We start from the raw sequence: 22295 nt of genomic DNA, 5'->3' as shown, positions 1-22295 counted from the left end.
AGACGCTCTAAGGCCGGTCACTCGGCAGGCTCGGCAACCGGTTTACGGAACCACCAGTCCACTTCCCGGCCTTCATCCGGGTTTGACGGGATGAGGGTTGATAGGAAGAGGCTGACCGCTGCCATGCCGGCACCTGCCAGAAAGACCGCCGCCGGAGACACCAGCCACACGATGCCGAAAATCACCGGAATGAACACAGCTGCGATGTGGTTGATCGTGAAAGCAACGCCAGCGGTTGGGGCAATGTCGGCCGGATCTGCAATTTTCTGGAAGTACGTCTTTATGGCAATCGCAATTGCGAAAAAGGCATGATCAATGACATAGAGCGCGGCGGCGAGCGTCGGGTCTGTGACAAATGCGTAGGTACAGAAGACGCCAATCAGTCCGATGTATTCCAGGATCAAAGCCTTGCGCTCGCCGAAACGGACGATCAGCTGGCCGATCTTGGGAGCGATCAGCATGTTGAAGGCGCCGTTTATCAGGAACAGGAACGCCACTTCGTGGACATCGTAGCCGAACCGCTCCACCATCAGGAAACCCGCAAAAACCGTAAAGATCTGGCGGCGGGCACCTGCCATGAAGGTCAGCGCATAGTAGAGCCAATAACGTTTGCGCAGGATCAGCTTCTTGTGCTGGGGAACGCCCTCGCGGAAATGCGGATAGGCCATCATGAGAAAGGCGAGAACGACAAGTGTCAGCCCGCCGGCGATTGCGAACACCGTGGTGAAGGACAAGTCGAACGTCTTCCAGCCGATGAATATCAGGCCATAGGCAATCAGCTGGGCAAAAGCGCCAACAGCGATGATCTTGCCCATGCTTGCGGCCGCTGTTGCTTTGGGCAGCCACTGCAACGACAGGGACTGGGCCATTGTTTCGTAATAGTGAAACCCGACCGACATGATCAGCGTCGTGATGTAAAACCCGATTGCGGTCGGGAAGTAGCCGGTGATCGCAACGCCGACACCCAATAGCAGCAAGGACAGATAGGCGAGGGTCTGCTCACGCATGAGGAGCAGCAGGTAGACGGCCAGAAAACTCAGGAAGCCTGGAATTTCGCGGATGGATTGCTGAATGCCGATCTCGCGCCCGGTAAAGTCCAGCTCCTGGACCGCGAAATTGTTCATCAGGTTCCACCACGCAGCAAAAGACAATTGCATGGCACCAGCCATGATCATCAACAGGACTGCAGGTGAACGCCAGCCGGTCGCTTCGGCCGGATGGGCGCTTTGGGTGAAGTAAGTCATGAATATGTGCCGTTTTTTGATCACAAAGACGGACAGCGCTGCCGGGATTGCTTCTACTCCCGATTTGGGCTTGCGCGTTAGCGCTGTTTTGTCATGATATGTCTCTGAAACGCCAAATTGAACCAAAAGGTCCAGAACCTTGTCACTTACCGTTCATCCGGAGCTCTCGGAATTTCCGAGGAAAGCCCTGAAAAGCCCGATCATTGGCTACGCCAAAAGCCAACCGGCTGGCGTCGGGCAAAATGGCTGGCATTCCCATGACACCGCGCAGCTCTTCCACGTTGTGAAAGGCTCCTTGGCGATTGAAACGGAAGCCGGAACCTTTTTTGCCCCGCCGGAACGCGCGGTCTGGCTGCCGCCGCGCGTTGCGCATGAAACCCGCTATTTGTCAGACACTGAAATCAGGTTCATCTACGTGCAATATGACTTTGCGCAGGACCTGCCGCAAACACCTCAGGTTATTCAGGTTACAACGCTTTTGCGTGCCTTGATCCTGGAATTCATGTCCTATCCGCGGGCAGAAACCGAAACGGGACCGGCCGCCCGGATCGCGTCGGTCATTTTGGATCAGTTGAAGATGCTACCTGCAGCACCCCTGCAGCTGCCAATGCCCCAGGAGGCACGGCTGCGGAGCCTGTGCGAGGGGATTGTCCGGTGTCCGGCTCATATTCCATCCTTGCCGGATGCCGCTCAAAGATGCGCGACTTCGGTCCGGTCGTTCGAACGCAGGATGAAGGCGGAAACCGGATTGTCCTATCGGACATGGTGCCGGCAGGTGAAACTGTTCCGTGCGCTGGAGCTGTTGGCTGCGGGCAGAAGCGTTTCCAACGTGTCCGACAAGCTCGGTTATGAAGGGCCAAGCGCATTTGTTGCAGCTTTCAAGAAGGCTTTCGGGGTTACGCCAGGCCGGTATTTCTAGCCAGGGTATCGGGCATCCTGTCAGAAACGTCTGAAAATGCCCGGCTACCCCGCGATCGATCAGCTTCGGTCGGTTAATCGCTTCCGATTTATTGCCCGTTGATCGAGGTGATCCCGATTGATCTGGCTCATGGCCGTTTTTTTATGAGCAGTAAAAAGTGGTGACAGCTATCACTTGGGGAGATCGGTCATGTTCAAGAAAATCCTGTTGCCTGTGGATCCGGCCGAGCCGGAATTCGCGTCCGATGCGCTTGAAAAAGCGTCCCAGCTTGCCCGGGACTACGGTGCTAAGATCCATCTTCTGGCGGTTTGCCCTGAAGTGCAGAGCTTCGTCGCAAGCCAACTTCCGGAAGGCTTTCAGGATCGCGAACTGAAGGAAACGGCCAAGGTCCTGGAGGCTATCGGAGGAAAGCTGGATGTCCCGGGGGGCACTGTGGATTGCTACGTCCGGATGGGGTCTGTCTATCACGAGGTCATTGAGGAAGCGGACAAGGCATCTTGCGACCTGATCCTGATGACATCCCACCGGCCCGGGCTTTCGACCTATTTTATCGGCTCAAACGCAGCTCATATCGTTCGCCATGCGCCGTGTTCCGTCATGGTTCTACGCGGAAGCTAGTCACCTTTGTGAATCTGAGGTTCGTTCACAGCATGCCGGGACAAGATTTGAACTTCAGACTCAGGTGACCAGATCAGCGGGCGGTAAACCGGAAACGATTTACCGCCCAAAATTGATTGAGTATGGAGTGGGCTAGCTGGTTTTCGGCTTGCGTTTCAAAAGCATGGCCACGGCAAGATAGCGGGGCGGGTACAGTTCTGGACGGATCATCAAGAGATGTTCCGCCTTCTTGTAAATATCCTTGATCAGCTGTTCCCTGTTCCCGTCCGCAGGCAGGGCTGCCCGCAGCACAGCCTCGGTAAACGCCCTGAAAAACGCCACATAAGCCTTTGCATAAGCCTGAACGTCTCCGCTTCTTTGATACTCAGTCACGAAATCTATCGCGACTTCATAACTGGTGGATTCAACAAGCTCAAAAAGCTTTGACGCCGGATTGCCTCCAGAAATCACCGGGCTGACCAGCTCTTCTTCATTGCGCAAATAGATGGGTTGGTAATAGCGGCGGTAGGTGTCCGCCGAGATGTATCCCGTCTCCACAAAGTGGCAAACGGCATCGTTTAACAGGTCATAGAGCCCGTCGGTCGTTGCGGCGCCGTCGCGAACACCGAACACCTGAACCAGAACATGGCCACCGCCGCGCAACTCATCGGCGCGGGCCAACAGGAAATCGGTGAGGTCAAGATCGGCCTGTTTGGCAAATTTTGCCCGTTCCTCCGCCGTGACGATTCCATTCTTCCTGATCCTGCTGGGCCCGTTGGGCAGGATGTATCCTGGAAGGTCAGGGCAGGGGCGTTTTGAGAAGAAGGCGATGGCATTGAATGTCATTGCCAGATCAACGCTGTCCGGCGGCAGCAGCTGGTCATACATCGATCCGCCTACAATCGATGAATAGACATTGGCCTCGCCGAAAACACTCACGCCATTGGGCCGCAAGCCGCGCAACAGCTCCGTAAAGTCGTTTGTCGGTAGATCGCTATGGACTGTATGCACGGCGCCGGTGTGACCGCCCTGCAGCTTCTGAATGGCATGATGCATGATCAGGATCGAATTCCGGCCCTCCGAACAGCCGAAATCCGCGAGCGTGACCGTATCGGATCGCGCCTGGCCGCGAAGGTCTTCGATTGCCCTGTCAAGGAAAGGCAGGACGGCGAGACTGGCTTCCAGCTGTGGTCTGGAGTGGGCGTTGTAGAAGCCTTGCCCGATCATTCCTCGGGTGGAACTGCGCGCAACCGGCGTATCCGGCTTTGAGGTGTCAGCAGTCATGTTGATGTTCTCCTGACCCTGAATTGATGTGGTTTACGAAAGTTGATGGGAACGTGTCAGCGGGCGAGTTCCTTCATGGCCTCCGTCAATCCCTCAACAGTCATTGGAAACATGCGCTGTTCCATGATTTCCTGAAGCATCTGGATTGAATGGGTGTAGCCCCAATGTGCCTCCCGGACCGGGTTCAGCCATACAGCGCTCCGGTAGAGATGCGTGATCCGCTGCATCCAGACCGACCCTGCTTCTTCGTTCCAGTGCTCAACCGATCCGCCTGGATAAGCGATTTCGTAAGGGCTCATTGAGGCATCGCCGATGAAGATAACCTTGTAGTCGGCCGGGTATTTGTGAAGCACATCCATCGTGGGAATGCGTTCCGTATGCCGCCTGTGGTTTTCCTTCCAGACATACTCGTAAAGGCAGTTATGGAAATAGAAATGCTCCATAACCTTGAACTCTGATCGTGCGGCCGAGAACAATTCCTCGCAAACGCGGATATGGTCATCCATGGAGCCGCCAATGTCGAAGAAGAGCAAGACTTTGACGGCGTTGTGCCGCTCCGGCCGCATCTTGATGTCCAAAAGGCCCTTGTGCGCGGTCGCCCGGATGGTGGTATCAAGGTCCAGTTCTTCGGCTGCGCCCGTGCGCGCAAAGTTGCGCAGACGTTTCAAAGCGACTTGGATGTTCCGCGTCCCCAACAGCTGGGTGTCGTCCAGATCCTTGAAATCGCGTTTGTCCCAAACCTTGACGGCACGCCGGTGACGGCTTTCATGCTGGCCGATCCGCACGCCTTCGGGATTGTATCCATAAGCGCCGAAAGGCGAGGTGCCAGCGGTTCCAATCCATTTGTTGCCGCCTTGGTGCCGTTTTTCCTGCTCTTTCAGGCGTTCGCGAAGCGTTTCCATTAGTTTTTCGAAGCCGCCAAGCGCTTCAATCTGCGCCTTTTCTTCTTCACTCAGATGCTTTTCAGCCAGTTTGCGCAGCCACTCTTCCGGGATTTCGGTGGTTTCGACTTCGCTCAAGAGATCCAGTCCCTTGAACACATGGCCGAAGACCCGGTCGAACTTGTCCAGATTGCTCTCGTCTTTGACGAGCGTCAGACGGGAAAGGTAGTAGAAATCCTCAACGCTTTTGTCCGCCAGATCTTTGTCCAGCGCTTCCATGAGCGTCAGATACTCGCGCAGCGAGACCGGGATTCCGGCGGACTTGAGTTCTGCGAAAAAGGAAATGAACATTCCCGGAGATTAGTTGCCGGTGGCCCCGGTGTCGAGACAGACGACTTGAAAAAGAGTGCCTATGACCTCTTTGGTTTTCCGGCTTGGCGCAGCGGCCAGATGCGGAAGTCGACCGCGATCTTGAGTGTCGCGGCAATGGCGAGCAAGCATAAAACGGCTTTGCTCATGGTCTCCATGGTGCCCTCGATCAAAAGCGCATGGATCACCGTCCCCAAGACGATTAAAAGCGCCAGTGCAATATGGGCAAGGCGCCAGGACCGCGGGCGGATTTTGAGTTTCTTCCGGAAGATGCCAAGCAGCGCAGTGACAAAAACAGCCCACATGGCCAGAACGCCCCAGACCGAAAACGGGGTTGGGGAGCGAAGCAGCAGCGCGTCGATAACGTCAGGCGGGCTGGTGATCCAAAGACCGCCTACATGGGCGAGAACGGCGAGCACAAGCAAAATGCCTACGGCCCAGTGAATGCGTCTTGCCCTAACGTGCGTTGCTCCGGGCAGATATCCGCCGATCAGAAGGGGCTGGACCAGAAGCAGGGCAAACGCGACGATGCCGGCGAACCCGGCCACGATGTAAACCGGCTGCCGCCAGGCAAGCAGCGGACTGAAGGCTGCTGCGGCAAGCGGGACCGTGATCACAAGCAAAAGGGCGGTCCAGATAAGGAACGCCCTGATTGCAGGTCTTTTGCCGTGCTCTATCCCGGTCAAGCCGGCTGCAGCACGAAATGGGCAGCGAGGGTTTTGTCCTTGGCGCTCTTCATGATCGGGCGCAGAAACACGGTCTCGAAATCACCGCTGTCATAAGCAAGATGCCCGTGCGGCTGGCCAAAAGCAGGCACAATTTGCGGCATTTCCAGCCTGAACTCGCCATTTGCATCGGTCAGGGTTGCGCCGTGGCTTTCTGGATCACGCTCATGGCCCTCCGTCGTGTGAGCCCAGATCTGGATCCGTTGCCCTGCCAGTGGGGCACCGTCTCCCGCGCGCCGGACGGTGCCGGTCATCCAGAAGCCGCCGCCGCCGATCCGGTCGACTATTGGCGCGCCTGGGCGGTAATTGTTGGCCCCGCCGCGCATGGTTGGCGTTGGCGCCAGCCCCTTGGCTTGGGCTGGAACGGTTAATCCAGCGGTCACGGGTATCATCAGGGATGCGGCCCCGGCGGATAGAATAGTGCGCCTGGAAAGCAAGCGTGATGTCATCAATCAAGCTCCTAAACAGTTCCGATTGCGTCCACCCGTCAATATAGAACCGCAAACGGCAATTCCGAGGCACGGCGAACCGGATTGGAGGTTTAGGATTTCACGGTTTCGTGAGCGAAATGCGCGTCCTTCAGCATTCCTGGAACCGCGGCGAACCATTGATCGGGAAAGGGAGCTGCCGTGGATGTCAAAGGTCGCTTTTCGTTCAAAAGCGGGTTTTAAACCCAAGCCTGACGGTCCCGGAGAAGGTCTCCGCGCTGTCATAACCGCCTTGTACGCCGGCAACAAAGCGTGCCCCGTTATTCAGATCCCAGGCGGCCTCCGCACCGGCAAATCCGCGGACCAGTGTGTCTTCGTCCAGGGACAGGTTGATGTTGGTTCCATTGACGCTGGCATCGGCTGTATCGGACAAGGTGAAGACGCCATCAGCGCCGGCCAGAAGAGAGACGGTAAGCGCGCCAGACTCATGCTCTACCGGAGCAAAGGCAAATTTGGCCTGACCTCCCAGCTCAAGAACATGGAGGGAGCGGCCGTCGCTCTCATATCGTGTGACACTCTCTTCGGCCGTTCCAAGCTGCCACAAGCCCACGTATCGTGCCCGTAAGGACGGTGTCAGGATGCCGCCAACAGTGGCGATGGTGCTGCCAAGGCGGGCAGAGGGGGCCACAAAAAGATGATCTGTCGTCATTGAGAGGGTTTGAAGACCACCTGAGACCGAATTGTTCAAGATCGTGATGTCTTCATCACTGGCGACGTACCCGCCCGTTACCGACAAATTGGCGAACATGTCCTGCCAGCTCTTGCCAACATATCCACCCCCGTAAAAACTGTACTGGGTCGCAGATGTCACATCATCATCGGTCTCGGTCGAGCCGAGCCAAGAACCGGCGACAAGCCCTGCGGTCCATGTGGTTGGCAACACGGTTTCCACACCGCCGATAATGCCGCCATAGACATGGTCGAACCCATCTTCTCCAGACCTGGAGACGACACCGCCGTAACTGTCGCCCCAGAAGGTAAGCCCCGTAACCGGTGAGATTGTGTCCAGGGTTCCGCTGTACGTCGCCGTTGCATCGAAGCCTGCCGTGTGCGCGGTATCGAGCCGTTGATCAATCAGGTCTGCGGAGGTTCTGGTCGTTTCCGTGACAATTGGAGCGAGTGACTGTTGTTTGAAATCATCCGGGTCGACAATTGTCAGTGTGTTGCCGGACGTCCAGGACGAAAGACCGTTGGTGCTAACGGTGCCGGGCAAACTGCCAAAGGAAAAAATACCGGTCCGGCCCGTATCGTAACTGAAACTTGCCGTGCTGGGGTCCGTGAAGTTGATCAACCCCTGCAAAACACTCCCTTCAGTCAAAGTGACGCTCATGTTGGAGCCATTCAGGTTGATTGACGGGCCGCTGGTGCTCAGGACGGTTCCCGAATTAACAATAACCGCATCATTGCCGGTGATGTCGATGCCCACACCGTCCGGTCCGCTGACGGAAATCGTTCCCGAATTGGTGACCAGCGCATTCGCGCCGTTCACGTCGATACCGTTTCCATCAGCATCCAGGGACGTGATCGTTCCGGAATTGATCACGACCGTTCCGATACCATCCACGTCAATCCCATCGGAGTTGTCGCCTGTCACGTTAATCTTTCCGGAATTGACGATGGTGATCCCGTCCTGATCCGACTCAATACCATGCGCGTTTGGGCCACTCGTTGTGATCGTGCCGCTCTGAGTCACCGTGCTGCCGGAGCCTTCAACTGAAATACCGTGAGATCCGTCGCCACTCGTCGTCAGCGTTCCCGAATTGGTGACGTTACTGGCGTCGCCGACCGAAAAAATGGCAATCGCATCGATACCATTGGTCGTGATGCTGTTTGTGTTCGTTATCGTGCTGCTGTCTCCGGCAGAAAATATCCCAAAGCTGTCCTCGCCCTGTGTGGTGATGCTGCCCGAGTTCTCGATGATCGCATTGTCGCCTGTGCTGAATATGCCCTGTGCATCCTCACCGCTGGTCGAAATTGTCCCGGTGTTGCTGATTTGGTCGGCATCACCGAAGCTGAAAAATGCCCGGCTTTCCTCTCCGGTGGTGATGATCGAGCCCGTATTAATGAGCGTGTTGCCGTCACCCAGTGCGAAAATACCGAAACCCTCTTCCCCGGTCGTCGAGATCGTGCCGGAATTGGTGACGATGAAATTGTCGCCGCCGCCGACAATACCGAAGGCCTCTTCGCCACTGGTGGTGATGGTTCCGTTGTTTTCGACGGTACTGTTATCGGACAAAGTACCGACCCCGCCGTAGCTGGTGACACCGGTTGTCTGCAGGTTGATGGTTCCGTTGTTGATGACGGTCTGGTTGTCCGCGCCCATGAAAACGCCGTCGTCATCGACCCCCGACAGTGTTTCGCCTGCGGCGACGGTACCGGTTTCGCCCGCAGTGGTCAGGTCCGTGCCGAAGGTCGTGATCGCCGTATCCGCAGAGGCGGCCGAGGCATGTGTAACAATCGCCGCCGCAGTTAGTGCCGAAAGGAGATGCGTGGACCTGTGTGCCGGACGCATTTGTACTGACAAGAGAAACGGCAAATTTTTTCGAGACTGGCGTTCGGGCACTTTTTTAGCCTTCTTGAGCGGACGGAACTACTGATTTTCGCAACGGAAAAGTTAAACACGCTTAAGAAAGCCGTCTCGTAATGGCAAATCAAAAAATGCTTCTGAATATAAACCTCAGATATAAAGCGCTGAAAACCGGCCGTTTATTTATTTGCAGGCTTATCATCTGCCGGGGTGGATGACATCAACTCCCCCATGAAATCCTTCACCCGTGGTCCGTTTGTCTCGATAAAGGGTGCAGGGCGGCAGACCGCGATGGCCGCTATGCCGATCCTGGCCGTCAGAAGTCCGTTGATCACGCCTTCACCGAGGCGTGCGGACAGGCGGGCGGCCAGACCGTGTCCAAGGACATCAGACGCAAAACTGTCGCCAGCTGCCAGTCCGCCTGTAACGGCCAGATGGGCTAGTACGTGTTTGGCAAGACGCAGGAAGCCAAGGCTGCCTGGACGGCCGCCATACAACACCGATAGCCGCCGGATTATGCGTAGGTTCTCGAACAGCACCATGGCAAGGTCCACCAGCGCGCGCGGACTGACCGCTGTCACGAGGGAAACACGTTTGGCGCTGTTGAGAACGATCTGCCGGGCCTCACGGTCAAGCGGTGCCAGCAGGTCCCGCTCCGCAAGCCGGACCAGATCCCGCCCGTCAATCACTTCGCGCATATGCCCGCGCAGGAGCTTGCGGCCCTGTGCCGTTTGCGGATGGTCCTTGTAGAGCTTCAAGAGATCGTTGAGGGCAGATGTTGCCGCCGTTGCATCGTCTGTATCAGCCGCTTCCGCGAGACGGGTGCGCAGGTCATCGATCCGGCCAAGCCGCATCAGGCCGCCAAGTTCGCGAACGGCCAGGCCGACCAGACCGGCTGCGGCGACAGCCGCCAGGACAACACCAAGCCAGCCAAGCCAGTCGGTCCGCGCGAACAGGTCGCGGATCAGGCTGTCAACCGCGAGGCCAAGAGCTAGTGAGGCAAGGCCGGACAAGCCAATGAGAAACCATTTGCCAAAGCTTGTACGCTTTGGCGGCATACTGGCTTCACGCGGCAAGCGGGGCTCGTCGTCCAGGGCCGGGTCCTGATGGACAAGGGTTTCGTTGGCCGATGGTTCTTCGTCCAGATCATCCGTCATGCGGACCTTGGTCTGGTCCAAACGGAAGGCTGCCGGCTTTCTCGGTGGGAATTGTTCACTCATGCCAGCCGGTCTCCGATCAAGAACTCCATTGCCCGATCCAGCCGGATATGGGGAAGCGAGAGTTCCAGCCCCTCAGCGGTCGTGTCCAATTGCGGTGGGCGGAACCTTAAAAATTGAAGACTGTTTTGTGCGTCTTCATAACGGGCATGAGCTGCCTCATTTCTTGGGTCAGCTTTTGCAAAAAGCGGATCAGTATCTTCGGGCAAGTCACCAGGAAACATGGCGATTTCCGTTTCACCGTCATAACTTTCCCCGTTCACGCGTTCTCCTGGAAGCGGTGTTCCAAGAATGGCCGGCAGTTCCGTTCCTCCGTGTTTGACGGTTGCCTCGCGCGTTGCCCGCACAGCGGCCAGCGCAAGAACGTCGACTTCGGCGCCCTTGAAACGTGCGCGGTCCGCGGCGCGGGCTACAAGCCGTTTCAAGATGGCTTCAAGCCGGTCATGATCCGACCGGTGCACATGGTCCGCCTTGGTGGCTGCAAACAAAATCCGGTCGATCCGGCGCGATAAAACAGACGCCAGCCAGCTGCGTTTTCCTGGCCGGAATGCGCCAAGCACTTCGCTCAAGGCAACTTCCAGATCCTTTAGAGCATCGGGCCCGGCATTCAGGGCATGAAGGACATCCACCAAGACAACCTGGCGGTCCAGGCGGGCAAAATGATCCCGGAAGAACGGCCGCACAATGTGGGTCTTGTAGGCTTCATAACGCCGTTCCATCATCGCGCGCAGTGTCCCGGCACGGGCCGGGGGAGCGTCGTGGGCTATATCCAGCGGCGCGAAGGTGAGGGCTGGCGAGCCATCGAGATCGCCGGGCATCAAGAAGCGTCCGGGCGGCAACATGGACAGTGCATGCGCATCTGCCCGGCAGGCCGCCAGATAGGTCTTGAAGGTCCGGCTCAGGGATTGCGCCGTTGCTTCATCTTCTTCCGCATCCGGTCGAACCTCCGCCATTTGCGCGAGAAAATCAGATGCGATGTCCGCTCTGCCTGGCGCCCTTGCTCTCGACAGAGCATCCGCGCAAAAGGTCGCGTAGTCCTTGCCAAGCAATGGCAGGTCCAGAAGCCACTCGCCCGGATAGTCGATCAGGTCCACATGCAGTTTCCCGGGGCCGAGCTTCCGGTAAAAGTAGGAGGCACTTTCATAAGCTATTGTCAGGCGGAGTTCCGAAACCTGCCGCGTCGACTCCGGCCAGATCCGATCCTTTACCAGGGCGCAAACATGGGCCTCGTAATCAAAGCGCGGAACGGCATCATCGGGCTGCGGCTGCAAACGCGCGCCGGTCATGCGGTGTCCTGCTGCTGCGCTGAAGACCGGCAAACGCCCGCCATGGATCAGATTGTGCACCAGTGCCGACAAGAACACGGTCTTGCCGGCCCGCGCCAGGCCCGTGATCCCAAGACGCACGCTCGGTACGGCCAGATCGCTTGCGGTATCGGCCAGATTTGATATGACCAATCGGGCTTCATCAGTCAGGGATGTCAAAGTCGTCACATGCGCCTCCAGACGCTCCGATGTAGGACCGCGGAAGCGGAAGTGCAAATCGGAAGCGGTGGGGCACTCTTCAATTGTCTTGCGTGCAAGCGCGGTTATGCAAGGTCACGCGACTTGACGAACCTCTCCAGGTGGCCCGTGTCCGCCTGAAGTTCCGCCCAATCCGATCCTTTGAAGTCGACAATCGCAAGAGCGGCAGTTGGATACTTCTCGCGCATGTCCGCCATGGCATCATCCGCGCCGGTCGCAGAGAGGTCGAGCGCGGTTTGCTCTGTTGCGGGATTGTGGCCGATCACCATCAGCGCCGCAGCGCTTCCGCCATGGCTCTTGATAAGGCTCAGATAGTCGCCTTCGCTTGATGTGTAGAGATCCGGCAGCAGCTGGATTGTTGTTTTCTGCGGTAAATGCGGCAGTAAGCGGGACAGTGTTTCGCGCGTCCGCTGGCTGGTTGAGCACAGGATGACATCTGGAAACAGACGCTTTTCCTTGATGTAGCGGCCCATGGATGCTGCGGCCGCTTTGCCGCGGGGGTTCAAGGGACGGTCGATATCGTCAAGGGACGGATCTCCCCAATCGGACTTTGCATGGCGCAACAGCATGAGCCGCATTGTGTTTTGTTCCCGTAATGGCCGGCCTAGTTCTGGCGGGCGAGGGCGCTGGTGAAGGAGGATACGGCAGGGCCGACATCAATCTCCTGGGTCGGCAGGGTATATGTCAGCCAAAGTGTGAAATCCGCCTTCGCGCCATCAAAATACCAAAGGGTCTCGATGAGGGTCGTTGGCGTCCATGCACGGGTCTTGAATGAGATCCCGGATGCAGCTGCGCCCGTCAGGCTGATCGGGTCAAATCCGGCTGACTTGTAGTTCCGTGAATACCGCAAGGCCTCCTGGCGGCCCGTGCCCTGCAGGTGCTTTCTCAGAACCGCCGTCATGCCATCCCGGCCGGTATAGATGCATCCTGCCAGCGCGACGTTGTCACCTTCCAGAACCTTGATCCTGAAGAAGGCTCCGATCACGTCTGGGCAGCGTAGGCCGCTGAAATGACGCAGGCCTTCAATATCGCTTTGCCACCCCGCATCCTGTTCTGGCGCCAGCTGCGCGGATGCCGGGGACAAGGGAAGGGCAATGACCAGAAGGCACCAGAAAAGGAAACTGGCAGATGATTTACTCAAGCTCATCCCTTGGTGTCTCCCGGTGAGGGGTTTCAAGAGCGTTCGCGGCGCGCCATGAACGCCAGGCGCTCGAAAAGGTGCACATCCTGTTCGTTCTTCAACAGGGCTCCATGCAACGGCGGGATCAGTTTGCTGCTGTCTTGTTGACGAAGGGTTTCCGGGTCAATGTCTTCGTTCAGCAAAAGTTTGATCCAATCGATCAGTTCGGATGTCGACGGCTTCTTTTTCAGCCCCGGCACGTCCCGCACATCATAGAACAGCCGCAGTGCTTCCGACAGGAGGCGGTTCTTGATGCCGGGGAAATGGACCTCGACAATCTCAGCCATCGTTTCCGGGTCGGGAAACTTGATGAAATGGAAGAAACACCGACGCAGGAACGCGTCCGGAAGATCTTTTTCGTTGTTGGACGTGATGATGACAACTGGCCTTTGATGAGCCCGGACAGTCTCCCCGGTCTCATAGACATGAAACTCCATGCGATCGAGTTCCAGGAGCAGGTCGTTTGGAAATTCGATATCGGCCTTGTCAATTTCATCGATCAAGAGAACAGGGCGTTCCGGGGCGACAAATGCTTCCCAGAGTTTGCCCCTGCGGATGTAGTTCTTGATGTCATGGACCCGCTCGTCGCCGAGCTGACTGTCCCGAAGACGGGATACCGCATCATACTCATAAAGTCCCTGTTGGGCCTTGGTTGTGGATTTGACATGCCATTCTATGAGCGGGGCATTGAGCGCAGAGGCAATTTCCTCGGCAAGAACCGTTTTGCCCGTTCCCGGTTCACCCTTGACCAGAAGCGGACGCTCCAGGGCCACGGCTGCATTGACCGCAACCCGCAGGTCTTCCGTTGCAATATAGTCTTTGGTGCCTTCAAAACGCATTTTTGCCTTCCCGGTTTATCGCAGCGCAAAAGTGGCAGCAGACCGTCTCAAGCGCAAGCCTGCGAGCTGACCGCCCGTAGGAAATGCTCTGCATGGGGAGACTCTTGCCGGTTCAGAGGGAAGAAATTTCCCGCTTAAGGCAGGTGTAGCCCTGGCGTCGGCCGATGGTGCACAGCTTTGAATCCAAATAGGTATTTGAAAAATATAATGAAATTTTCCTTTTTGAGAATTGGCACGCACTTTGCGAAGTGAGGCCCAAAGCCGGGCGTGTGCCTTGCGTAACTTGTGCCCAATTCAATCAAGAGGACGAAACATGGGTATTTATGGGGCTATTAATGCTGCAGTTTCCGGTTTGACGGCCCAGTCAACCGCGCTTGAGAACATATCAGGTAACGTCGCCAACTCTCAGACCACTGGATACAAGCGGCTGGATACGACCTTTGCCGATCTTGTGTCGGGCGGCGGCTCTATTCAGGCGTCTCAGGTGTCCGGAACAACCTATGCAACTTCGCGTGCGACGAACACGTTGCAGGGTGATATCGCGTCAAGTGATGTTGATACATACATTGCCATCAACGGCGAAGGTTACTTCGTGGTGACCGAGGCTGCTGATATTGTTGATGGACAGACAACCTTTGCCGATTCGACCTACTACACCCGTGCCGGCGATTTTGAGGTCGACCGCGAAGGCTATTTCGTAAACAGCTCCGGCTATTATCTGCAGGGCTTTGAGCTTGATGAGACAACCGGCAACCCTGTCGGATCCGAACCTACAGTCGTTCAAATCAGCAGTGAGCCTCTGGCAGCTCAGCCAAGTTCGGCCATCACGTATCAGGCCAACTTGCCGCCCGTGCCGGAAACGTCTGACTATGATCCAAACACGGCCAACAGTGATCTCTTGAACACCTCTGGCACAATTGCCGCGGATGAGCACATTCTCAGCGGCGATGAGACGGACTTTTTGAATTCGTCCATCATCGGTGGTTCTACAACGATCTATGATGAGAACGGTTCGTCCATCAATGTGGAAATGCGCTGGGCCAAAACAGCTGCCAACACTTGGAACCTCTACTACGCCAGCGATGGAGATGCGACCGACGCCTACAAGCTGATTGGTGAGGTGACATTCGACGCCTCCGGTGATGTGCAGGCTCTGGCCGTTCCAACCGACGCTGCGGCTGACGGCAACACCGTAAATGGCACGACTTCCTTTACGGTTGCGAGTATTGCTGTGAATGGCGTTGACGCAGCCAACATCGAGATCAACTTCGGCACATCATCGCTGACCCAGCAGGCAACAAATTCCAGCACCACGAACTCCCTGTCCATCAGCCAGAACGGCTACGCGGCTGGTGAGCTTGAGGGGATCTCGGTCGACTCTGCAGGCCGGGTGATTGCAAGCTATTCAAACAGCCAGACCCGCGCTGTTTATGAATTGCCGATTGCAACCTTCGAAGCCGAGCAGAACCTGCGCCGCGTTGACGGGGCTGCTTTTGCTGCAACATCGACCTCTGGCGAGCCGGATCTGAGCGGCGGCGGAACGATCATCGCAAATGCGATGGAGCTGTCTAACGCTGACATCGCGGATGAGTTCGCCAAACTCATCATTACCCAGCAGGCCTATTCGGCAAACTCACGGATCGTAACGTCCGCCGATGAGATGCTCGATGACGCCCTGAACATGGTCCGGTAACGGCCTTTGGGCCGGCGGTAGATCACCGCCGGCCCGCGTACCCCGCGTGATTTGAAGGAAACAGCCCGATGGGTTTGACCAGCGCACTGAATACAGCCGTTTTCGGGATTACCTATAACCAGCGTCAGATGGACGTTACGGCTGCCAATATTGCTAACGCCGATACTGCTGGCTATTCCACCAAAACGGTGTCCGCCAAAGCCTATTTTGATGGCCAGGGCAATGTTGCCGGTGTTGTTTCCAATGAGATCCGCAGGGTGCTGGACACCCAGATCCAGGAAGATTACTTCGCTTCGCTGTCTGATACGAATTACGCAAACCAGGTCGCGAATTTCACCGATCGCTTGGACGATATTTTCGGAACCATTGGCGACGACTCTGGTCTGGCCTCCATGGCGAGCAAGATGACTGCGGCCCTGTCCGGCCTTGTGAACAACCCGGGAAACTATGCCGCCCAACTGGACGTTGTGTCCACGGCCGAGGCCTTTGCGCGGGAAATCAACTCATCCTACGAACGCATTTATGATCTGAGGCGCGAGGCTGACGATCTGCTTGGGCAGCAGGCGGAGACCGTAAACGGGCTGCTACAAGAGGTCAGTGACATCGATGATGCCATCCGCGAGGCAACGATTTCCGGCGTATCGACGGCGGAGATGGAGGACCAGCGCGACCGGATTGTCGAGCAACTGTCCGGGTATCTTGATATCGAAACCTCGATTGAGAGCGACGACAACACGCTCACCATCAGAACGAGCAAAGGCGTCGAGCTTTACGCGAACAATCAAGCGTCTACTGTCAGCTTTGATGCAACACATGCATTTGCAGCGGGTGAGACCGGGAACTCGGTCATCGCGACAACTCCGGGCGGCACGTCTTTCGATCTCTTGGACGCAACCGATTCAGGGTCAATGCTTGCGTTGCAGGAGATACGCGACGAGGTCTTGGTCGAGGCCCAACAGCAACTTGACACCATTGCTGCCGAGTTGTCGCTGGCCTTCTCCAATGTCACAGTTGAAAGTACCGCCGTGACCGTTGGTCTGGACGATGGTTTCGATCTTGATGTTTCGGCGCTGCAACCGGGCAACAGCATCACGCTCGAGTACACCGATACCGGCGGCAATCCGCAAACGGTCACTCTGGTGGCCGTTGACGACCCTACCTTGCTGCCGCTCGACAACACCGCGACCGCACGTACGGACGACACGGTTCTGGGCTTTGATATCTCAAGCGGTTTACCGGCAACCTATATCACCAACATTACGGCCGCACTGGCGGGTACCGGATTGCTTGTCAGCAACGATGGTGCGGACAATCTTCGTGTTCTTGGCGACAACACCGCGCCGACGACCGTGGAGAGCTTGTCTGCAGAAATCACACCGACCGGCAGCTCTGATCAAGGCCTGGGCTTGCCGATCTTTGTGGATTCCCGCAACGGTACCGAGGTGTTCTCGGATGCTCTCGAAGACGGTGGCCAACGCGTTGGTTACGCCATGGGGATTACGGTCAATCCGGCACTTCTTGCCGATAGCGCTCTTCTGGTGAACTACGAGACGACGCCGACCGCTAATTCATCCAACGATCCGGCCCGGCCCGAGTACCTTCTCAACGCCTTTACATCCGGCACATCGCACTTTGATCCATCATCCGGGATTGGCAGCGCATCGACCCCCTTTGAAGGCAGCGTGATTGATTACATCAATCAGACTGTTGCCTTTCAGGGCAATCAGGCGGCGGACGCCAAGACTTACTTCGAGGCTAAGGAAACGCTGACGCTCAACCTCGCAGTCCGGTACGAAGAAAGCTACTCGGTGGATTTGGACGCCGAACTCGCCTTTCTGGTTCAGCTTGAAAACGCGTATGCGGCCAACGCGCGCGTCATGCAAACCATCAACGATCTCTTCGATCGCCTCTTGAATATCGTGTAAGGTGTATCATGACGGTCTCTTCAATCACCACATCCCGGTCTTATCTGACCCGTCAGCTTAGTGACATGTCGGACCTGCTGGCCGAGAAAACCAATCAGCTCGCGAGCGGCAAGGTTGGAACCACCTATGGCGAGATTGGGGACAGGAGGCTGCTCGACATACAGCTGACCCAGGAGGTGTCGCTGATTGAGACTTACCAGCAGACAATCACTGTTACCAACTTGCACCTTGAAACGCTCAACCTGGGCCTGGAGCGTCTTGAGGGGATCCGGCAGGACGGTAAATCCGCTTTGGACACAAATGACTTTGTCATCCAAAGCGATGGCCAGACCCAGACGCAATCCAGGGCCGAGCTTCTCCTGAATGAAGCGCTCAATGTTTTGAACACTGAGATGGCGGGCTATTATGTCTTCGGTGGTACCGATGCCATAAACGATCCCGTTGCGACGATTGACCAGATTATAAATGGTGACGGCACGTCTGATGGCCTGGCCACCTACATGTCCGAGTTTTCACAGGCCAATCTCGGAGCCAACAATAATGGGCGTATGGATGTCTCTGCCCTAACGACGACTCCCGGGCCGGTCGATTCCACATTTACGGTGTCCGAAGATGGCACGCATGACTTCGGTTTCGATATCGCATCCGTAACGTCGAATCTGACGAATGTAAATCTGACCGGACCTGCCGGAACCGGGACAGATCCAGATACTTTCGATGTTCAGTTTACGGGGCAGCCCAATCTTGGGGAAACAATCGAAATCGAACTTACGCTGCCGCCGGATCACACGGAAACGATCAGCTTTACGCTGACTGCCGCAACCAACAATGAAGAGGAAGATACCTTCATTATTGGTGCCGACTTGGAAGAGACGGCACAAAACCTGAGAGATCTGATTGCCTCGAAACTTGAAGAGGAGGCGCAGACCACCCTCAAGGCTATTTCCGATGAGTGGGCCGCAGACAACTTTTTTGATACGTTTGGCGGCGCAGAACCCCAACGCATTGACGGGCCACCCTACGATACCGCAACAGCCCTGACAGCAGGGGGAGGGACCACTTTAAGCTGGTACACCGGCCGCAATGACGCAACGACCGACCCTAGAACAGACAAGAACGCCGTCATCGATAGCAACTTGACCGTCAGTTACGGCGTGCGTGCAAATGAGCAGGGCATCACCGACGTCGTCAAAGCGCTTGCGACATTCGTCGCGGCCGACTTCTCGGGGGGAACGGCGACAGATGAGTTGTACTACAATCAGCTGTCAACAAACTTGCGGCAAATACTTCAGCCTGAAGGTGTCGATCAGTCGGGTGTGACTGACATTGCGACCGATATTGCGATCACCAGCCGGACCGTCTCGCAAACAGATACGCGGCATACGCAAATCAAGAACACCTATGAGAAAACAATCGGAGAGATCGAGGGCATCGATCAGGATCTTGTGGCAGCGGAAATCTTGAAGTTGCAAAACAATATTGAGATCTCTTACAGAGCCACGTCGATTGTGTTCAACCTAACCCTGTCCGACTATCTATGATTTTGTAAGTTCGTACCACGGTGCGACCGGCTAGAGGGAACTCTGCAGGCCAGATGCAACTGCAGACACAAAAAAGCCGGCTGCAAAACGCGCCGGCTTTATTCGTTTCAACCTGCTTGGGCGGCTTCAGGTTGTTCGATCGGGTCCGGAACTGCCCTCAAGCCTTCCGCAATACTGCGATTGATGCTGATAAGCGTGTCGAGCTTCTTGGGATCGGCAGTGATGATGATATCCATCGTCTGCTTCATGACGAATACACCGAGGGACCCAACATTATTCTTGATTTGCTGTGGCAATTCGCTCTCGGCGCTGGTCGCCGACGTCACAAGAACTGTCCAGAGTTTACGATTGTAAACCAGTGCCTCGTCGCGTTCTTCAAGGGTCAGATTGTCCCATTCATCCTTGATCAACTGAAGCCGGGCTGCGGCTTTCATCAGCAGATTCGCTTCCAGTTCCCGCGGCGATACCGGTGCCGTCTGGCTCGTTTTCTGGTAAGCCTGCGCTGCCTGTTTGTACATGACCGATCAGCTTCCCTTCATACTCGATGAGCTTGCGTGCTTCTTTGAGTGCTTTGTAAAAGGCGCCGGTTAGGATGGCGTTACTAATTCTGGTAACGTAGGGAACCGTGCTCGGCGCAGCCCTTATTATGTCGTTGACGAGGGTGAAGTAGTCTTCCTGAATCTTCTCCATGTCCGTAGACAAATACATCAACTGAACGGCGAGATAGACCCGTTTTGCCGGTGTATCCGCTGTGGCAGGTGTCAGAATGTCCTTTTCCCGAAGAATGGGAGCCTGGCCTTCGATGAAAAGACGGGTACGCTGATTGTCATTGGTGATTACACTATCGCCTATGATAATGCGTTCGCCTGGTTTCAGCTCGACCTTGAGCGCCATTCTTGACCTCCACTTACTAGTATCGCAGCGAAACGTTAACGAATTAGTTAACGCGCGCTGCGAATACCTTAACGACTACGTCCGCGGCGCTTACCCGAACAGGCTCAAAACGCTCTGGTCTGCCTGGTTGGCGAGCGATAGTGCGGTTGATGACAGCTGCTGCCGTGTTTGCAGGGCCAGCATATTCGCACCCTCTTCGTTCATATCAGCAATAATCAAGTCACCCGCGCCGATTTCGAGCGTGTTGATCAGATTCTGAGTGAAATCAGTTCGTATTTCAACGGTCGACAAAGCTGTACCAAGCGAACGGGCTGATGTCCTCAGTTCATCCAGGGCGGCATTGATCGCTTGCAACGTTCGGTCAATATCAGTGTCGGTTTTAAAATCCGATGCCAGGGCCGACAGGCTGACTGTTCCAACTCCCGAGCCAAGGCGCATTCGGTTGAAGTCCGCGTTGTCACTGCTGACATTGAAGGAGACTTCACCAATCAAACTGACGCTGCCGGCTGAAAAGGTAGCTGACAAGCCTTTGACGTTATTCATGAAACTCACGAGATCAGAAACAGTTGTCTCCTCATCAATTTCAAGGGATGCAGGCTCGAAGTCGTTGCCGTCAGTGATCGTGATCGTGTCGCCAGCCTGAAAGGCGCCTGACAAAACCAGTGTGTTCGTCGCAGACATTGATCCTGCGGTAATCGTCGTCGTACCGGCGGAGGCGCCGCCATCTGTCGCCGAGCTGCTGCCGGCACCACTGTTTGTATCTTTTGTGATTGTTATGTTGCTGTTCAGACCGGTTTTCAGTTCGATTTCATCGGTCGTCTCGTTGAAACTTGCTTCAACACCGCTCAGGTCATCAAGCGCATCAATGTAATCCTGAACTGTCGTGATATCCGTTCCAATTGTGAGCACGGCAGTGCTCGAACCATCGGCGATCAGGACGCGGTCGCCGGTTACCCAGCCTGCCAAGTCCGTCAGATTGGAGGAAGCCTGCAGGTTTGTGAGAGTCAAAGCTCCTGACCCGGAGAATAGATCAAAGCCGTTGGTGGCGCTGCCGCCGGTCGCCAAATCAGAAAGGTTCAGACCCGTTGCCAGGGTGGTGTCCGTATAGTCGACAGGATCAACCGTCAGATTGGATGTGCTGTCTTCATTAAAAATGACCTCAAGCTCATTGCCTGCCCCGGCCAGCAAGTTTTTGCCTTTATAGCCAGCGTCCTTGGCCATGTCCTCAATCTGCGTGAGGAGTTCATTGTACTGAATGGCAAACTGCCGCCGTTCGTATTCGCTTGATGTCTGCAGCGCCTGGTTGGCGATCGCCTTTGCGGATTCAACCAGCCGGGTGATCGATGTGATACCGTCGTCCGCCGCCCGAAGTGTTTGGACCGCCTGCCCCATATTGTCGAGAAGGTTCGACAGGTCGCCTGCACGATCATTGAGGCTCTGCGCGGTAAAAAACGAATTGGGGTTGTCCAGTGCAGAATTGACCTTAAGGCCAGTTGCAAGCCGGTTCTGTGTGACTGATGTAAGGTCAGCCGTGTTTTTGAGGGACAGTAGGTTGTCCCGGACCGCGCCGGAAAGAACAATATCAGGCATCTGACTTCACCGCTTTTCCTGTTCAGTACTCGCCATGGCATCTGCTCACCAGTTTGAAGATGAAGCACTGACCACGCTTAAAACCTAAACGGAAAGTTAATCCTTGGTGCACGGATTAACGCGATGTAAATAAAAGTTACCAAAAGGTTTCTTTTAAGTGTCTGATTTATTTGAGTAAAAAATTTGATGATTTTTCAGTAGTGAACGCAAATGAAAAACGGCGGGTCGTTGACCCGCCGTTTTTGCGCTTCGAAATATGAGTCGTAAGGCCTTGTGATTCTCTGCCTTTTTAGAACAGGGACAGGACGGTCTGGTCGGCCTGGGAAGCGAATGAAAGTGACGTTGAAGCCAACTGCTGCCTGGTCTGGAGCGCCAAAAGGTTTGCACCTTCTTCGTTGGTATCCGCCAAGGTCAGGAGACCAGCACCTTCCTGAAGTGTGTTGATGGTGGACCGTGTAAAGTCCTGCCGGATCTCGACCGTTGACAGGTTGGTACCAAACTCGGAGGCCTGAGACCGCAGGTTGCTCAAGGCCGAATTGAGCCGAGTGATAACCCGGTTGATGTCCGTATCTGAAGCAAATCCAGAGTCACTCAGAGCCGTCAAGGACACGCCGGTTGAGTTGGCGGTAAAGTCATTTGTGGCAAAGTCAGCGCCATCACTTGTCAGGGACAGTGTGACTTCGGACTCGATGTTGATCCGACCGCTGGTGGTGTCAAAGTCCGCATCAACTCCATCAAAATCATTGAGGAAAGTTTCCAGATCGTCGACTGTAGTGTCATCTTCGATTTCCAGAGAGCCGAGCTCGAAGCCGTTGCCGTCTGTCAAGGAGAGTGTATCACCTACCGCGAAGGATGCGGT

Annotated in this window: 20 protein-coding genes; 5 read left to right on the top strand and 15 right to left on the bottom strand. The window is 55.8% G+C overall.

All coding sequences use genetic code 11. From position 1 onward, the window contains the following. Window positions 1-17 precede the first annotated feature (17 nt). Window positions 18-1244 carry an MFS transporter gene (locus E1180_RS08820; protein WP_155190818.1) on the bottom strand — a complete coding sequence of 409 codons (1227 nt, stop codon included), beginning with the start codon at window positions 1242-1244 and terminating at the stop codon, window positions 18-20. A 139-nt stretch (window positions 1245-1383) separates the two neighbouring features. Between E1180_RS08820 and E1180_RS08815 the strand changes: the two genes are divergently transcribed. Together E1180_RS08815 and E1180_RS08810 are read left to right on the top strand one after the other, a co-directional pair. After that, window positions 1384-2163 carry an AraC family transcriptional regulator gene (locus E1180_RS08815; RefSeq protein WP_155190817.1) on the top strand — a complete coding sequence of 260 codons (780 nt, stop codon included), beginning with the start codon at window positions 1384-1386 and terminating at the stop codon, window positions 2161-2163. A gap of 189 nt (window positions 2164-2352) precedes the next feature. Then, window positions 2353-2781, top strand: coding sequence for a universal stress protein (locus E1180_RS08810; RefSeq protein ID WP_155190816.1), 429 nt, complete (start codon window positions 2353-2355; stop codon window positions 2779-2781). A 132-nt stretch (window positions 2782-2913) separates the two neighbouring features. Here E1180_RS08810 and E1180_RS08805 read toward each other — a convergent pair whose 3' ends face one another. From E1180_RS08805 to E1180_RS08760, 10 genes are all read right to left on the bottom strand, one after another. Beyond that, window positions 2914-4044, bottom strand: a complete 1131-nt coding sequence (locus tag E1180_RS08805; RefSeq protein WP_155190815.1) for a class I SAM-dependent methyltransferase — start codon at window positions 4042-4044, stop codon at window positions 2914-2916. A 56-nt stretch (window positions 4045-4100) separates the two neighbouring features. Then, on the bottom strand, window positions 4101-5276 hold the full coding sequence (locus tag E1180_RS08800) for a vWA domain-containing protein (protein WP_155190814.1): 1176 nt from the start codon (window positions 5274-5276) through the stop codon (window positions 4101-4103). A 59-nt stretch (window positions 5277-5335) separates the two neighbouring features. After that, window positions 5336-5917: a ferric reductase-like transmembrane domain-containing protein gene (locus E1180_RS08795; protein ID WP_244314014.1), complete on the bottom strand. Its 582-nt coding sequence runs from the start codon at window positions 5915-5917 to the stop codon at window positions 5336-5338. 59 nt (window positions 5918-5976) lie between these two features. Then, window positions 5977-6468, bottom strand: coding sequence for a peptidase associated/transthyretin-like domain-containing protein (locus E1180_RS08790; RefSeq protein ID WP_155190812.1), 492 nt, complete (start codon window positions 6466-6468; stop codon window positions 5977-5979). 205 nt (window positions 6469-6673) lie between these two features. Beyond that, on the bottom strand, window positions 6674-9019 hold the full coding sequence (locus E1180_RS08785) for a beta strand repeat-containing protein (protein ID WP_155190811.1): 2346 nt from the start codon (window positions 9017-9019) through the stop codon (window positions 6674-6676). A 194-nt stretch (window positions 9020-9213) separates the two neighbouring features. Then, window positions 9214-10254, bottom strand: a complete 1041-nt coding sequence (locus tag E1180_RS08780; RefSeq protein WP_155190810.1) for a YcjF family protein — start codon at window positions 10252-10254, stop codon at window positions 9214-9216. Then, window positions 10251-11744 (bottom strand): YcjX family GTP-binding protein, encoded by a 1494-nt coding sequence (locus tag E1180_RS08775; protein ID WP_283404363.1) that lies wholly within the window; start codon window positions 11742-11744, stop codon window positions 10251-10253. The genes E1180_RS08780 and E1180_RS08775 overlap by 4 nt, the downstream gene beginning before the upstream one ends. Before the next feature lie 95 nt (window positions 11745-11839). Further along, the gene (locus E1180_RS08770; protein WP_155190809.1) at window positions 11840-12352 is read right to left on the bottom strand and encodes a SixA phosphatase family protein; all 513 of its coding nucleotides are present in this window, start codon (window positions 12350-12352) and stop codon (window positions 11840-11842) included. Window positions 12353-12378: 26 nt separating this feature from the next. Further along, on the bottom strand, window positions 12379-12921 hold the full coding sequence (locus E1180_RS08765; RefSeq protein WP_155190808.1) for a hypothetical protein: 543 nt from the start codon (window positions 12919-12921) through the stop codon (window positions 12379-12381). A gap of 26 nt (window positions 12922-12947) precedes the next feature. Beyond that, window positions 12948-13793 carry an AAA family ATPase gene (locus tag E1180_RS08760; protein WP_155190807.1) on the bottom strand — a complete coding sequence of 282 codons (846 nt, stop codon included), beginning with the start codon at window positions 13791-13793 and terminating at the stop codon, window positions 12948-12950. 313 nt (window positions 13794-14106) lie between these two features. Here E1180_RS08760 and E1180_RS08755 point away from each other — a divergent pair, with 313 nt between their 5' ends. The 3 genes from E1180_RS08755 to E1180_RS08745 all read left to right on the top strand — a co-directional run bounded on the left by E1180_RS08755 (window position 14107) and on the right by E1180_RS08745 (window position 18952). Further along, window positions 14107-15486, top strand: coding sequence for a flagellar hook protein FlgE (locus E1180_RS08755; protein ID WP_155190806.1), 1380 nt, complete (start codon window positions 14107-14109; stop codon window positions 15484-15486). Between the two features lie 68 nt (window positions 15487-15554). Then, a complete protein-coding gene (flgK, locus tag E1180_RS08750; protein WP_155190805.1) occupies window positions 15555-17411 on the top strand; it encodes a flagellar hook-associated protein FlgK in 1857 nt (618 codons plus the stop codon). Between the two features lie 8 nt (window positions 17412-17419). After that, window positions 17420-18952, top strand: a complete 1533-nt coding sequence (locus E1180_RS08745; protein WP_155190804.1) for a flagellar protein — start codon at window positions 17420-17422, stop codon at window positions 18950-18952. A gap of 107 nt (window positions 18953-19059) precedes the next feature. On the opposite strand, the gene E1180_RS08740 is transcribed toward E1180_RS08745, so the two are convergent. The 4 genes from E1180_RS08740 to E1180_RS08725 all read right to left on the bottom strand — a co-directional run. Further along, window positions 19060-19404 carry a flagellar biosynthesis regulator FlaF gene (locus E1180_RS08740; RefSeq protein WP_244314016.1) on the bottom strand — a complete coding sequence of 115 codons (345 nt, stop codon included), beginning with the start codon at window positions 19402-19404 and terminating at the stop codon, window positions 19060-19062. After that, complete coding sequence (flbT, locus tag E1180_RS22415; protein ID WP_155190802.1) at window positions 19349-19846, bottom strand: flagellar biosynthesis repressor FlbT; 498 nt, start codon at window positions 19844-19846, stop codon at window positions 19349-19351. The genes E1180_RS08740 and flbT overlap by 56 nt, the downstream gene beginning before the upstream one ends. 90 nt (window positions 19847-19936) lie before the next feature. After that, window positions 19937-21436: a flagellin N-terminal helical domain-containing protein gene (locus tag E1180_RS08730; RefSeq protein ID WP_155190801.1), complete on the bottom strand. Its 1500-nt coding sequence runs from the start codon at window positions 21434-21436 to the stop codon at window positions 19937-19939. Between the two features lie 289 nt (window positions 21437-21725). Next, on the bottom strand, window positions 21726-22295 hold a 570-nt coding region (locus tag E1180_RS08725; RefSeq protein ID WP_280115234.1), incomplete at its 5' end, for a flagellin.

Source organism: Roseibium denhamense (assembly GCF_009711415.1).
GTDB classification, from domain to species: Bacteria; Pseudomonadota; Alphaproteobacteria; order Rhizobiales; family Stappiaceae; genus Roseibium; species Roseibium denhamense.
This window is presented reverse-complemented; position numbering and strand designations above follow the sequence as displayed.

Bases quoted from the DNA above. Each gene is read 5' to 3' on its own strand.
- E1180_RS08820 (WP_155190818.1), bottom strand. From the start codon at position 1,244: ATGACTTACTTCACCCAAAGCGCCCATCCGGCCGAAGCGACCGGCTGG.
- E1180_RS08810 (WP_155190816.1), top strand. From the start codon at position 2,353: ATGTTCAAGAAAATCCTGTTGCCTGTGGATCCGGCCGAGCCGGAATTC.
- E1180_RS08805 (WP_155190815.1), bottom strand. From the start codon at position 4,044: ATGACTGCTGACACCTCAAAGCCGGATACGCCGGTTGCGCGCAGTTCC.
- E1180_RS08800 (WP_155190814.1), bottom strand. From the start codon at position 5,276: ATGTTCATTTCCTTTTTCGCAGAACTCAAGTCCGCCGGAATCCCGGTC.
- E1180_RS08790 (WP_155190812.1), bottom strand. From the start codon at position 6,468: ATGACATCACGCTTGCTTTCCAGGCGCACTATTCTATCCGCCGGGGCC.
- E1180_RS08785 (WP_155190811.1), bottom strand. From the start codon at position 9,019: ATGCGTCCGGCACACAGGTCCACGCATCTCCTTTCGGCACTAACTGCG.
- E1180_RS08780 (WP_155190810.1), bottom strand. From the start codon at position 10,254: ATGAGTGAACAATTCCCACCGAGAAAGCCGGCAGCCTTCCGTTTGGAC.
- E1180_RS08770 (WP_155190809.1), bottom strand. From the start codon at position 12,352: ATGCGGCTCATGCTGTTGCGCCATGCAAAGTCCGATTGGGGAGATCCG.
- E1180_RS08765 (WP_155190808.1), bottom strand. From the start codon at position 12,921: ATGAGCTTGAGTAAATCATCTGCCAGTTTCCTTTTCTGGTGCCTTCTG.
- E1180_RS08760 (WP_155190807.1), bottom strand. From the start codon at position 13,793: ATGCGTTTTGAAGGCACCAAAGACTATATTGCAACGGAAGACCTGCGG.
- E1180_RS08755 (WP_155190806.1), top strand. From the start codon at position 14,107: ATGGGTATTTATGGGGCTATTAATGCTGCAGTTTCCGGTTTGACGGCC.
- flgK (WP_155190805.1), top strand. From the start codon at position 15,555: ATGGGTTTGACCAGCGCACTGAATACAGCCGTTTTCGGGATTACCTAT.
- E1180_RS08745 (WP_155190804.1), top strand. From the start codon at position 17,420: ATGACGGTCTCTTCAATCACCACATCCCGGTCTTATCTGACCCGTCAG.
- flbT (WP_155190802.1), bottom strand. From the start codon at position 19,846: ATGGCGCTCAAGGTCGAGCTGAAACCAGGCGAACGCATTATCATAGGC.
- E1180_RS08730 (WP_155190801.1), bottom strand. From the start codon at position 21,436: ATGCCTGATATTGTTCTTTCCGGCGCGGTCCGGGACAACCTACTGTCC.